11 protein-coding genes are annotated in these 12,932 nt (G+C 61.7%); all 11 read left to right on the top strand.

Translation table 11 applies throughout. From position 1 onward, the window contains the following. Window positions 1-383: 383 nt before the first annotated feature. The 11 genes from FHS83_RS08970 (at window position 384) to FHS83_RS09020 (ending at window position 12,927) form a co-directional block, all read left to right on the top strand. Complete coding sequence (locus FHS83_RS08970) at window positions 384-1,115, top strand: sugar transferase (protein WP_167082647.1); 732 nt, start codon at window positions 384-386, stop codon at window positions 1,113-1,115. Further along, the gene (locus FHS83_RS08975) at window positions 1,115-1,945 is read left to right on the top strand and encodes a WecB/TagA/CpsF family glycosyltransferase (RefSeq protein WP_208414341.1); all 831 of its coding nucleotides are present in this window, start codon (window positions 1,115-1,117) and stop codon (window positions 1,943-1,945) included. The genes FHS83_RS08970 and FHS83_RS08975 overlap by 1 nt, the downstream gene beginning before the upstream one ends. Window positions 1,946-2,002: 57 nt before the next feature. Continuing rightward, window positions 2,003-3,268 (top strand): hypothetical protein, encoded by a 1,266-nt coding sequence (locus FHS83_RS08980; RefSeq protein WP_167082648.1) that lies wholly within the window; start codon window positions 2,003-2,005, stop codon window positions 3,266-3,268. Next, on the top strand, window positions 3,261-4,187 hold the full coding sequence (locus tag FHS83_RS08985) for a glycosyltransferase (RefSeq protein WP_167082649.1): 927 nt from the start codon (window positions 3,261-3,263) through the stop codon (window positions 4,185-4,187). Before FHS83_RS08980 ends, FHS83_RS08985 begins: the two co-directional genes overlap by 8 nt. Next, window positions 4,177-5,463, top strand: coding sequence for an O-antigen ligase family protein (locus tag FHS83_RS08990; RefSeq protein ID WP_167082650.1), 1,287 nt, complete (start codon window positions 4,177-4,179; stop codon window positions 5,461-5,463). The genes FHS83_RS08985 and FHS83_RS08990 overlap by 11 nt, the downstream gene beginning before the upstream one ends. Beyond that, window positions 5,460-6,398, top strand: a complete 939-nt coding sequence (locus tag FHS83_RS08995) for a glycosyltransferase family 2 protein (RefSeq protein ID WP_167082651.1) — start codon at window positions 5,460-5,462, stop codon at window positions 6,396-6,398. Before FHS83_RS08990 ends, FHS83_RS08995 begins: the two co-directional genes overlap by 4 nt. A gap of 58 nt (window positions 6,399-6,456) precedes the next feature. Continuing rightward, on the top strand, window positions 6,457-7,632 hold the full coding sequence (locus FHS83_RS09000) for an ATP-grasp domain-containing protein (RefSeq protein WP_167082652.1): 1,176 nt from the start codon (window positions 6,457-6,459) through the stop codon (window positions 7,630-7,632). 65 nt (window positions 7,633-7,697) lie between these two features. Further along, on the top strand, window positions 7,698-9,881 hold the full coding sequence (locus FHS83_RS09005) for a GumC family protein (RefSeq protein ID WP_167082653.1): 2,184 nt from the start codon (window positions 7,698-7,700) through the stop codon (window positions 9,879-9,881). Window positions 9,882-10,049: 168 nt separating this feature from the next. After that, on the top strand, window positions 10,050-10,676 hold the full coding sequence (locus FHS83_RS09010; RefSeq protein ID WP_167082654.1) for an invasion associated locus B family protein: 627 nt from the start codon (window positions 10,050-10,052) through the stop codon (window positions 10,674-10,676). Beyond that, a complete protein-coding gene (locus tag FHS83_RS09015; RefSeq protein WP_167082655.1) occupies window positions 10,673-11,236 on the top strand; it encodes an invasion associated locus B family protein in 564 nt (187 codons plus the stop codon). The genes FHS83_RS09010 and FHS83_RS09015 overlap by 4 nt, the downstream gene beginning before the upstream one ends. Window positions 11,237-11,409: 173 nt before the next feature. After that, on the top strand, window positions 11,410-12,927 hold the full coding sequence (locus tag FHS83_RS09020; protein ID WP_167082656.1) for an efflux RND transporter periplasmic adaptor subunit: 1,518 nt from the start codon (window positions 11,410-11,412) through the stop codon (window positions 12,925-12,927). The last annotated feature ends 5 nt before the right edge of the window (window positions 12,928-12,932 follow it).

The raw sequence follows: 12,932 nt of genomic DNA on the forward strand, positions 1-12,932 counted from the left end.
TTTAGTGCGCGTCCCTCGCGCAGCCGGGAGTTGAAGCGAATTCGATGCGATTTTCACCGCTTCTCTGGACCTAAAGTTAATCAGCCATTGTGGCGCAACTATAGCGATCCTTTACGCCTGGTTGCACCGCACTGTGCCCGGAGCAAATCCCCCATATGTCTGCGCCGGTTGCGTGTGATCTTTGCGTTGCGTCGGGGATGAATTCAAGTCCGACTTGTTAGCGGCCTTTACCATTTGCTGTCCCGAAGCGGTACGCTCGCCTCCTCGTATGTTTACCTATCTTGTACAAGCGGGCTCTTTCCGTCGCGATTTGGGACGGCAAATGTGCCTTTCTCCTGGCACCGCTCCTGCAATGGCAGCCCCGAGACCTTTCGGGGGCAAGCATGCAGCACGACATCGCCTATGACACCGCAGCCGGCAGCCAGAGCATTACGCGTGCGATTGGCCGTGTCATCTCCCCTATCGCCTTTCTTCCGGCCGATGCTGCCGAGTTTTTCACGCCCGTAAATACCAACAAAAACTGGCTTTCCGGCGAGGGTAAACGGCTTTTCGATCTTGCTATCGCCTTGCCTCTGCTCATCGTTCTCGCCCCCTTGCTAGCCGCGATCGCGCTGGCGGTGCGCCTGGAGACCAAGGGCCCGGCGCTGTTTCGCCAGACCCGCTCGGGAATGTGCGGGCGGCCTTTCAAGATTTTTAAATTCCGCACCATGACGGTGCAGGAAGACGGTGCCAGCGTGGTACAGGCGCGCGAGGCTGATCCGCGTGTCACCCGGCTTGGTGCATTCTTGCGCCGTTACAGCCTGGACGAGCTGCCGCAACTTCTGAACGTAATTTTGGGCGATATGTCGCTTGTCGGTCCTCGTCCGCATGCCATGGCGCACGATGATTTCTACCAAAGCCGTATCAGCGAATACCGCCACCGCTTCGCCGCCAAGCCGGGCATGACGGGCTGGGCCCAGGTGAATGGCCTGCGTGGACCGACCCCCGCCCTTGAGCAGATGACCTCGCGGGTTTCCCACGATGTGTTCTACGTCCGCCGTGCGAGCTTCTCCTTCGATCTTAAAGTTCTTCTCAGCACGCCGATCGAAATCATCCGGCCAAGGAACGCCGTCTGATGCGCACGACGCTCGCCCGCAAAGCCGATCCGGCCGCCGCGCCCATGGCACATCTTCGTGAACGCCGCTCCGGCGCCCGTGTTTATTCACGCGCCACCGTGGGAGGTCTGCCGACGGCCTGCGTCTCGCGCCAGCAGCTTGTGCAGGTGATGGTGGGCGATTGTCTTGCCGCCCGCGAAGGCAACCGCGCGCCGAAACTGGTGTTCGCCTCTAACGGTCATGCTATCGCGATGGCGGCGATGGATATGAATTTCCGGGAGCTGTTTCACAAAGCCGATCTCATCCATGCCGATGGCGAGCCGGTGGTGTTTGCTTCCAAGCTTCTGGCTGCCACGCCTGTCCCGGAACGCAGTGCCACCACCGATTTTATTTTCGATGCGGCCAAGGCCGCCGGAGAGCATGGGCTCAAATTCTATCTCCTCGGCTCGACCGAAGAGATCAACGCGCGCGCAGTCGAAAAGCTGAAAGAAGCTTATCCCGGCGTGGAAATCGTCGGCCGCCGCAATGGCTATTTCAGCCGCGACGACGAAGCCGCCATTTGTGAGGACATCAACGCCTCCGGCGCGGATGTGCTTTGGGTGGGGCTTGGCGTGCCATTCGAGTACGAGTTCACCCTGCGCAACAAAATGCGGCTTAAGGCCGGCTGGGTCGTGACCTGCGGCGGCTGTTTCAATTTCGCCGCTGGCGATTACGTGCGGGCGCCGGGCTGGATGCAGAAAACCGGGCTTGAATGGCTGCACCGGCTGTGGCGCGAACCGCGCCGTCTGTTCTGGCGCTATGCCATCACCAACCCTGTCGCGATCGCGATGCTGGCCATGAAAACTTCGTAATCCAAACTGGCGCGCGCTTTGCGAGGTGATGCCCGAACGTTTCACTTGGGCACAGCCATGTCATCTTTGGGTCTCGCCGACGGTAGCTCTGCCGTTCTGAAATCGGCCTACCGCTATGCGGTGTCGGCGGCTGGCCCGGTAGCGATTTCGGGGGCCCATTTCCTGGCCTCGCTGTGCTTTCTGCGCCTTTTGGCACCAGCCGATTTCGGCCATTTCTCCTTTCTTCTGATCGTGGTGCCGTTCTGCCTCTCGCTCACCGGCGCGGCCTTGGGGGCGCCCGCCTCCATGACCCGAGGCAGGGATGCGGTCACGGCCCGCGCGGAGCTTCTCACGCTGCAAAAGGCAAGTCTCATCGTCTCGCTCCTGGCCGGCATCGGCGTGACGGCCATGATGGCGCTGACGGGCGCCCATTTTGAAACCGCGCTGCTCTTCGGGCTTTATGGGGCGGGCACGACGCTGCGCTGCTTCGCCCGCTCGCACGCCAATGTGCTGGCGCGGATTGAACGGGCGGCGGGCTCTGATCTTGCCTATAGCCTCGTTCTGGTGATGGGGCTCGGCCTTCTAGCCGCTACGGGTCGTTTTTCGCTCGATACCGCCGCGATGATGATGGTCGCCGCCACCGCGGTTTCGCTTCTCCCCTTTGGGCAGGACTATGCCGCCAGCCTTGCCGCCTCCCGCAATGCGCCGCTGAAAACCTATCTGCCGATGTGGCAGGCGGTCACCCGCTGGTCGCTTCTGGGCGTCGCCCTCACCGAGGTGGCGGTCAACTGCCATGCCTATCTCGTCACCTTCCTCAGCGGGCCGGGGGCGTTCGGCCTTTTGGCGCTGGGAGCCTTATTCATGCGTCCGGCCTCGCTGGTGCTGGGTGCCTTGCCGGATATCGACCAGCCGCTGATGACCAAGAAGCTCGCCGCGGGGGACGTCAAAGGCGCCTTTCGCGTGGTTAACGAATTTCGAACGGCAGCCGGTGCAGTCTTGGCGGGAACGGTAGTTTTGGCGGTCGTGCTCGTGGTGTTTTTTCCCACCTTGTTGCTGAAGCATTACGCGGTGAACGACGTCTGGGTGGTTCTGGCCTTCTGGACGGCGATTACAGCCTTGCGCGCCCTGCGCACGCCTGAGGCTGTGTTTGTGATGGCGACAGGCGGCTATTCCAAGCTCGCCTGGATATCGGCTGTATCGGGCGCGGTGGCATTGGCTGCCACGCTGGCGTTGCTGCTGTCTGCGGGGCCCCTCTATGCGCTCGGCGGTATCGCGCTGGGCGAAGTGGTGATGCTGGCCATGCTTCTCCCCCTCAACAAACCGTGGAGGGCGCGGCGTGGCTGAAATCATTGTCGCCATCCCGACGTTTAAGCGCCCGGAAAGCCTCAAACGGCTTCTGATCGCGCTGGAAACTCTGGAAACCCAGCATCGCGTGATCGTGGTGGTGGCCGACAATGACGCCGAAGACCGTCAGGGCTATGATCTCTGCCGCAAGCTGTCGCTCTCCTATCGCTGGCCGCTCGACCCGATCCTGACACCTGAGCGGGGTATCGCTCAGGTCCGAAATTCGTTGGTCGTGCGCGCGCTGAGCTATCCTGCCGCTACCTATATCGCCATGCTGGACGATGATGAATGGCCATCGGCGCAATGGCTCGATGAACTCGTGCGTGTGCAGGCGGAAACCGGCGCGGCGGTGGTAGAAGGCTCCATCCTGTTCGAGACGGGCGAGGGTGCTCCCGATTTTCAGCCCGGTTTCGATGGCGTCTCTTCCATGCGCCGTCCCACGGGACCGACGCCTATGCTGGAAGGGGCGGGCAATATCCTCATCACGCGCGCGTGTCTCGAAGCCATGTTGGCGCCCTGGTTTGATCCGGATTTTGCACTGACAGGTGGGGAAGACAGAGATTTCTTCGAGCGGGTGAAAGCCTCTGGTGGACATTTCGCCTGGTCAGATGAGGCGCTCGCCTACACAAGTGTGCCCGCCTTGCGCCAAAATCTGGGTTGGGTGCTGCGCCGCGCCTATGGCATCGGCAATACCGAGATGCGGATATTCCTGAAATACCGCCCAACACTCGCCGCGCGCTTGCGCGAATGCGCCAAGGTGGTCGTCGCTTTATTCGCCATGCCGGTGATCGGCCTGGCCACGACACATTCGCCGCGCCGCTCGGCCGAGGCTTGGCGCAGGTTCTACCGCAATATGGGCAAGCTCGCTGCGCTCGCGGGGCATGTCCATCAACCCTATGCGGTGACCCATGGCGATTGATACCGCCGCGCCACTGATCTGGTTCGACGCCGCCCGCAAGAAGCGCGTGGAGGAGGCGATTGTTCTCGTCTTTCTGTTTCTCGCCTTCATCGGTGTGACCCCTTTCAAGGCGAGCGATACGCTGGCCGAGCAATTGGGCGCCGTCAGCCAGACAGGGGCGGGCGATAGCCTGCGCCAGATCTGTTATCTCGCCGTCTTTGCGCTCATCGTGTTCGCCGCGATCCGCCGTCACGGCGCGGCCTTCCTGGAATGCGTGCCGTTCGTTTTGTTAGGGTTACTCTGCTGGTGTGTGGCGAGCGCGCTATGGTCGCCGGAACCCGCGGTCACGGTGCGCCGCGCGGGACTTGGCGTCGTTCTGGTGCTTTCAGGCTTTTTAAGTGTGGAGGCTGTGGGGGCACAAAAAGCACTGCGTATGTGGCGTTGGGTGCTGCTGGCCGTTCTTGTCATCAACTTTGTGTCGGTAAAATTCGTAGCCGCCGCGGTGCATCCGCCGAGCGAGCTTGATCCCGCCTTGATCGGCAATTGGCGCGGCATTTATGGCCACAAAAATATCGCCGGTTCCGTCGCCGCCATGACGGCGCTGATTTTCGTCTTTACGCCGGGGCGAAGCCTTTACGGCAAGCTCTTCGACCTCGCCGTCGCGGCAGCGTCGCTGGTATTTCTCCTCGGCACCCATTCCAAATCGTCGCTGGGGCTTTTGCTCGTCGGTCTTTTGGCGGGTGGTATCTATCGCCTGGCCTGGAAGCGCGAACTCGATCGCGCCATCGCTTTGATTGCCGTCATGCTGGGGCTCATCGCCATCACGGTGTTTCTCATTGCCGATCAAAATATGCTGACGCGCGTGCTTGACGATCCCACCGGCTTCACCGGCCGCACCGAGATATGGAAAGCGGAAGTCGCTTATATCCGCGATCATCCGATTTTCGGGGCGGGCTTTGGCACTTTTGCCAATACCGGCAAAGCCTCGCCGCTGGCCCATTATGTCGGAAGCTGGGTGACCTCGGCCAATCACGGCCATAACGGTTATCTGCAACTACTCGTCACGGTCGGCGGGGTAGGGTTTCTCTTTGCCTTTTTGGGGCTGGTGCTGTTGCCGCTCGCCGATTTCTGGCGCCGGGGCGCGGTGCCGATGAAGGCGCTGCTGTTCTCGCTCTTCGTCTTTCTCATCCTGCACAATCTGATGGAAACCGATTTTCTCGAAGGCGACGGCGTCACCTGGGTCGGATTCATTCTGTTGCTCGCCATGCTGCGCAACTTGCGCAAGGAAACGCCATGACCCCGTTCTTCTCGGTCGTGATCCCCGTCTATAACCGCGCCCATCTGATCGGCGAGACGCTGCGCTCCGTCTTGGCGCAGAGTGAACAGGATTTTGAGATCGTCGTCGTGGATGATGGCTCCAAGGATGATCCGAAGTCGGTCATCGAGGCTTGCGCTCATCCGCGCATCGTCTTCATTCGGCAGGAGAATGGCGGTGGTGGCGCGGCGCGCAATACCGGCATTGATCGCGCCCGCGGGCGTTTCATCGCTTTCCTGGATTCCGATGACCGTTTTCTGCCGCATCATCTCGCCCATATGCGCGCGCTTCTGGAGCACACGGAAAATACCGGTGCCTATTCGCGCTTCATCGTCGATCGCGGGGCAGGGCGCACCTTGCTGAAACCGCCGCGCGCCATCCGTCCGGGTGAGGATATGGCGACTTATCTACTGTGTGATCGCGGCTTTCTCGCCACCTCCACCATTGTGGTGCCCGCCGAGTTGGCGCGAAAAATCCGCTTCGATGAAAATCTTCCGGCGGCGGAGGATACCGATTTCGCCATCCGCGCAACGCTCGCTGGCGCGCGCTTCCTGATGGCCAGCGAGCCGTCGATGATCTGGCGTGATTGGGCGGACCCCAACCGGCTCTCTGCCGGGCGGCGTTGTGAATCCATGAAGGCCTGGATCGATAAGCTGAAGCCCGCCATCCCGCGCAAGGCCTATCTTGGCTGCATGGGTTGGGCTTATGCGAAATATGTGGCGATGAGCGATAAGCGCGCTGCCTTCGGGCTCTATCTGCGCGCCGTCTTGAATGGCTGTTATGCGCCCGGCTTGGCGCTGATCGTCTTCTTGCAGATTTTTCTGCCAGACGGGGCCTATCGCGGCCTTGCCGATCGGGCGATTTCTTTTTTGGGGCGGTATTGGGACGCTCAGGCCAAGGAGAGGCCCAAAGCTTAACACTTCCTTTTCTTCCCGTGTTCACGCCCCGTTGACTCGTCCGGTTTAGGCTTGCCGCATGCGGACGAAAATTCTCCTCGTGACCACAGTGAACTGGCCCTCGGCGGCGCGGCTGGCGGGTGCCTTTGCCAATCTCGGCGCCATGGTGGAGGCGGTATTCCCGCGCGGCCATGTATTGAGGCTTTGCCGCTATCTCAGTAAGGCCTATCGCTATCGCCCGCTGGATGGGGCGGCCTCTCTTTCCGAGGCGATTGTGGCAGCAAAGCCTGACCGCGTGATACCTTGTGACGACCGCGCCTTATCACTGCTCTTGTCCCTTTCGGAATTTTCCCCGCTCCTGGAAACCTCCCTTGGCCCGCGCGGTGCTTACGAGGTCCTCACCGCGCGCGCGCCTTCCATCGCGGCGGCGCGGGAGATCGGTGTGTGCGCGCCCTTGACCTTGGCGGTCGAAAGCCGCGCCACCTTGCGGGATGCCCTTTACGAGGTTGGGCTTCCTTGCGTGATGAAAGCCGATGGAAGCTGGGGCGGCGGCGGGGTGAAATTCGTCTCCAGTTTTGGTGAGGCGACGCGCGCCTATGACGAGCTTGAAGGCCCGCCCAACCGCTTGCGCAGCTTGGCGCGGGCCATGATGCGGGGTGATGCGCATTTTCTTCTGGAAGCGCGTAATCCCTTGCCGTCGCGCGTAAATGTCCAGGCGCTGGTGCCCGGAAAGCCCGCCACCTCGGTTTTCGCCGCGCGCGAGGGCCAAGTACTCGCTGCGTTGCATATGGATGTGCTGTCCTGGAGCGGCGATACCGGCCCTGCGAGCCTGATGGCGCGGGTGGATGACCCGGTGATGCAGATCGCCTGCGAAAAGATCGCCAAGCGCTTTGCCCTGAACGGTCTTATCGGGCTCGATTTCATGCGCGATGCCCAAGGCGCGCCGCATCTCATCGAGGTCAATCCGCGTGCCACCCAGATCTGTCATCTGGCACTCAACGCTGACCTGCCCGCTGCGCTTTTGGGTGCGCTTGCCCGTGATCCGGTCACGACGGGACGTCAGATCGCGCTTTTCCCGCAGCTTCTTTCGGCGGGGATTCTGCCGCATACGATTTACCAGGATATCCCTTACGACGACCCGGCGGTGCTGGCTGAGGTGGCTGGCGCTCTTCTGCCGGAAGCCGAGGCGTTGTGCGAAATCGGCGAATTTCTGCGCCCGGATTATGCCCCGCCCATTCACCGTAAATCGGCCTGATTTGCTTACCGTTAACTAAATCCTCAGCGCTGCGCCCTTAAATCGCTGGGCAGGCTGGCGAATGCATGTCTAATCACGAACCAAACAAGGCTGTGACCGCGCCTCCCGAAGCCGTTTTCGGCTTTGGTGATTTTGTGCGCGTGGTGCGGGCACGGGCGGGGCTCATCCGTCTCGTGACGCTGGCCGTGTTGGTTGCGACAGCCGTGGTGATGTTCGCTCTGCCGACGCTCTATTCCACCTCGGCGGTGGTGATGCTGGATCAGCGCAAGAATGCGGTGGCCGATGCAGCAACGGTACTGTCGTCACTGCCAACCGACCCCTCTTCGGTCCAGAACCAGATCCATGTGCTGGCTTCGCGCGACCTTGCGCTGAAGGTGATCGAAAAATTGCATTTGGATGCTGATCCAGAATTCAATCCGGCGCTTGGCGGCGGGCAGAGCTTGAATCCCTTGCAGCTCTTGCGCGGCGCTCCTGCGGCCAGCGGACCCGGCAATCGCGATCAGATCGTTTCGGCCTTTCTCTCCCGCCTGGATGTCTCCAGCCTTGGCGTCTCGACGTCGATCGAAGTCACCTTCACGTCCAAGGACCCGGAAAAAGCGGCACGGATCGCCAATACGCTGGCGGAGAGCTATACCGAGACCCTCACCGCCGCCAAAGTTTCGGCGGCGCGCAAAGCGGCAGGCTGGCTCACCGAACGCATGCATCAGCTCGCCACCCAGGTGCAGCAGCAGGAATCGGCGATCGAGCTCTATAAAGCCGAGCACGACATTGTGGAATCCCAGCCCGGCACCTCGCTCACGGATCAGCAATTGGTGGCGATCAATACCCAGCTTGTGAATGCCCAATCCGAGCTTGCCGAGAAGCGCGCGGCGTATGATCGGGTCGCGGCGCTCGCCAAGACCGGCAATGGTGCGGCGGTGACCCCCGTCGTCTCCAATAAGATGATTGGCGATCTGCGCGCTCAAGAGGCCGAGCTTGTGCGCCAGGAAGCCGATCTGGCCTCCCGTTATGGCCCCAACCATCCCAAGATGGCCGCCATTCGCAACGAAAAACGCGACCTCGCCGCCAAGATCGATCGCGAAGTCACGGGCATCGCCGGGTCCATGGAAAGTGATCTCGCCGTCGCCAAGGCCCATGTTGGTGCCATCGAGGCGAGCCTTGCCCGTGTCAGCCGCCAAGCCCGCCAGGATGCGCAATCGCGTGTCCGGCTCAATGCCATGCAGGCCAATCTCGCCTCCACCCGCACCATGTATGAAAGCTTTGTGCAGCGCCTTCGCGCGGTTCAGGATCAGGATGATATCCAGCTCCCCGAGGCTGAGGTGATCTCGACCGCGCCCGTGCCGGTGGCGCCGTCCGCACCGCATCGCAAGCTCTTCATCGCAGCCTCGCTCCCGGGCGGGCTTCTTCTCGGCGTTCTTCTGGCCCTGGTCCTGGAACGGTTCGGAGCCCCGCTGGCGCCCCGTTCCACGCCGGAACGGGTGGTAGCGCCCCGGCCTGCCATGCAGCCCTTCCAAGCCCCCGCCATGGCCCTTGCTGGCACTTCCGCTCTCAGCCCCGAGCTTGACCGCGCCGCTCGGAATTTCGTGCGCCCGCGCGGCGCGGCACCGCAAAAGCCCGCCAAGCCAGTGGTGCTTCCGCCCGTTCTGGCCGAATTGGCCGGTTCGGCCGACATGCGCCTTGCCGATTGGGTTTTAGATAACCCGGCTTCTCCCTATGCCTTGGCGCTGAATACGCTTTTAGAGGCCCTGATGCCCCATCGCGATGCAGTGGGGCGGGTGGTGGCGGTCGCCGCGCCGGCGGCCGAGGCCTCCAAATCAGTAGCTCTTTTGGCGCTTGGCCGGGTGGCGGCGACCCGGGGCGTGCGCACCGTGCTTTTGGATGCTGATCTTGGGCGCTTGGTTCCGGCAAGCCCGCAAACCGGGCTTTCCGCCTATCTGGCTGGCCAGCCGCTGGCCTCGCTCCTGCGCAAGGACCAGCGCACCCATCTTCAGGTGATGGCGGCGAGCGGGCCGGTTTGGGCCGATCCCCGGGCGGATGGGCTCCTTCTGGCCCTGAAGCAGCATTTCGATCTGATTCTGATCGATGCCCCTGTGCCCCAGATCCCGGGACCCTGGCCTAAACTCGGCCATTTGGCGGATTCGGTTGTGATTTATGCGCCCGCCAAGGCCGCGCAGGCCCAATTGGACGGCGCACTGCGCTCGCTAGTCGCAATGAGCGTTGCCGCCAAAGGGCTCATTTTGGCCGCGTAAGTTGCTGAAAACTTTGACGCAATCGGCTCCCACTGGGGGTCTTTTTTGTGTCCGCCAGATTAACCTGTCGAATTATTTTATTGAGATTGCGGCAAGATATGGATACGCGATGCGCCGGTCTTGCTATCAGCATCCCCGTTTCGATCCACCGTAACAAAGCGAACTCCCATGAGCGAACTGTCTCCTCCGCCGACGCGTACGAGCTTCGTTGGCGGGCTGCCCCCCATCGCCAAGCAGGCGGCGATTGGTGCGGGCATTTTCGTCGTTGCAGCATTGCTGGGCTGGGTTGGCCGCGGCGTGCTGGCCGGCGCCCCCGACGTGCCCTCCATGCTGGTCTATCAGGACTGGCGCCTGTCTTGCCCGGCCCGCAAGGACAAAGATGCCAACTGCCGCATGAGCCAGGACATCATCGACTCCAAGTCCGGTCAGTCGGTGGCGAGCTTGGTCCTCTTCAAGGAAGTGGCCAAGGACACCAAGAAAGAATCGACCGTTCTGGCCGTCAACGTGCCGCTTGGCGTGTTGCTTGAGCCGGGCGTCGGTCTGAAGTTCGGCAACGATCTCAAGACCTATCCCTATAAGACCTGCCTGGAAGGCGGCTGCCTGGCCACCGTCCCGGCGGATGAAGCGCTGATCAAGTCGGTCGCCACCACCGATGACGCGGCCATCTCGGTCGCCCGTCTCGATGGCAAGACGGTGCAGCTGCCCTTCTCGACGAAGGGTTTTGCCGACGCGCGTAAGGCGTTCAAGAACTTCGAAGCGAAGCGTTCCTCCTGGTTCTGGAGACTGTGGTCATGAAATCTTTCCGTATTGCCTTTGCCTTTGCCGCAGCGCTCCTCGCCGCGCCTGCCATCGCGCAGGATGCCGGTCCGCAAAAGCCCATGCAGCCGAGTGAAGAGAAGCTGTTCAAGGATTGGACGGTTCGCTGCTTCCCGGTGCCGTCGCCGTCGCCGTGCGAAATGATCGAAGTGCGCGTCGCCAAGAAGACTGGCCAGCGCATCCTCGGCGTTCTTCTGGCTTATGTTCCGGCCCGCAACGCCCACATTCTGCAGATCTCGGTGCCGCTCGGCATCTCGATCCAGAACGGCCTTGTCATCAATGCCGACACCTACAAGTCGCCGGTCCTGAAGTATCGCCGCTGCGATCAGATGGGCTGCTATGTTGAGGCGGCGGTGGGCGATGATGTGATCGGCCAGCTCTCCAAGGCGACCAAAGCCGAAACCCAGATCGTCACCGTTGATGGCCGTAAATTCAATCTGGTCTTTTCGCTGGATGGCTTCAACGAAGCGCATAACACGCTCGTCGAGCTGACCAAGGCAAAGGCCAAGGCTCCGGCTGCCGCCCCCGCCGCTCAGTAAGGCTGGCGCGGTAAATTTATCGTCATGCGAATACCAAGGGCGCGCGGAGAAATCCGGGCGCCCTTCTTCTTTCGCGACAATTACGACAAAGTGACCGGAAATTCCTTTGCTATCCGACGGGTTGGCGCTGCCGCTCCGTTAGACAGCCTATGAGCCGAGCATCCGGACCGAGCATGAGCAACCAGAATTTCGAAGCCGATCAGGCGCGCCGTAATTTCAATGAAGCCCGCCACCGCTTCGGCACCTCGCCGCAGGAGCAAAAGGGCTGGGTTTCGCGCCATATCCCGGGCGGGCCAAAGATCCTTTGGATTCTGCTGATTGTTCTTCTGGTGGCGTTGTTTGTCTGGTGGATACTGCCCGGCAAATCCCGTTCCATGCCGCGTGGCATGATGGGCGGTCCGCAGCCGGTAGGCGTCGCCACGGTGCAAAAAGGCCCGATTGATGTGACGCTCAATGCGCTTGGCACGGTGACCCCGCTCGCCACCGTCAGCGTCCGTCCGCAAGTTTCGGGCACGATCATCCGCTTCTCTTTTAAAGAAGGGCAGATGGTGAAGGCTGGCGATGTTCTCGCCGAGATTGATCCGCGCCCCTTCCAGGCCTCGCTCAGTCAGGCCCAAGGCGCTCTCACGCGCGATCAGGCAAGCCTCGCCAATGCGCGCCTCGAATTGAAGCGTCAGAAATCGCTGATGGCAGCCAATGCGACCAGCCAGCAGAATGTCGATAACCAGATTGCCGCCGTCAAACAGTATGAAGGCACGGTGATCTCGGATCAGGCCAATGTCACCTCGGCCCAGGTCAATCTTGGCTACACCAAGGTTTCGTCACCTGTGGCGGGGCGCGCCGGTATTCGTGGTGTGGATGTCGGCAATTTCGTCAGCGCCGGTCAGACCACCGCGATTGTTACCGTGACCCAGATCACGCCGATTTCGGTGCTTTTCACCATTCCCGAAGATCAGGTCCATGCCGTGCTCGAGCGCTTCAACGCGGGCGAGGGGATGCAGGTGGATGTCTATGATCGCGCCCAGGCGGAGCACCTCGCCACCGGCCGCCTCACGGCGGTGGATAGCTATGTCGATACCTCGACCGGTACGGTGAAGCTGCGCGCCATGTTCGCCAATGATGACGGCCAGCTTTTTGCCAATCAGTTTGTTAATGTCCGCCTGCTTGTAAACACGCTGCAGGGTCAGGTCATCATTCCGGCTGCCGCCGTGCAGCGTGGCGCCAGCGGCACCTTTGTGTTTGTCGTCCGCAACGACGATACCGATAAGTCCAAAAAGGTCGTCACCATGCGCGCCATCAAGACCGGCGTGCAGCAGGGCGATAAGGTGGCAGTGCTCTCCGGACTTAATCCGGGTGAAACCGTGGTGACCGATGGCGGTGATCGTCTGCGCGATGGCGCTGAAGTCTCGATCCCGACCGGCCAGGCCGTGAAGGATGTGGCGGCGCCGTCTGGTTCGGGCGCGCCCTCCGGCATGAGCGAAAAGGAACGCGCCGAGCGCCGCGCCAAATTCCTCGCGGCTTGCGGCGCCGATCTCAAGAAATACTGCGCGGGCGCGACCGGGCGTGAAGCCATGATGTGCATGGCAGAGCATCGCGACGATGTTTCCGACACCTGCAAAACCGCGATGAAATCGATGCGCCGCCGCGGCCCAGGCGGTGGTCCTGGCGGCCGTCCCCCGGGCGGACCGTAAGGGCG

The organism is Rhizomicrobium palustre (assembly GCF_011761565.1).
In the GTDB taxonomy this organism is placed as follows: Bacteria; Pseudomonadota; Alphaproteobacteria; order Micropepsales; family Micropepsaceae; genus Rhizomicrobium; species Rhizomicrobium palustre.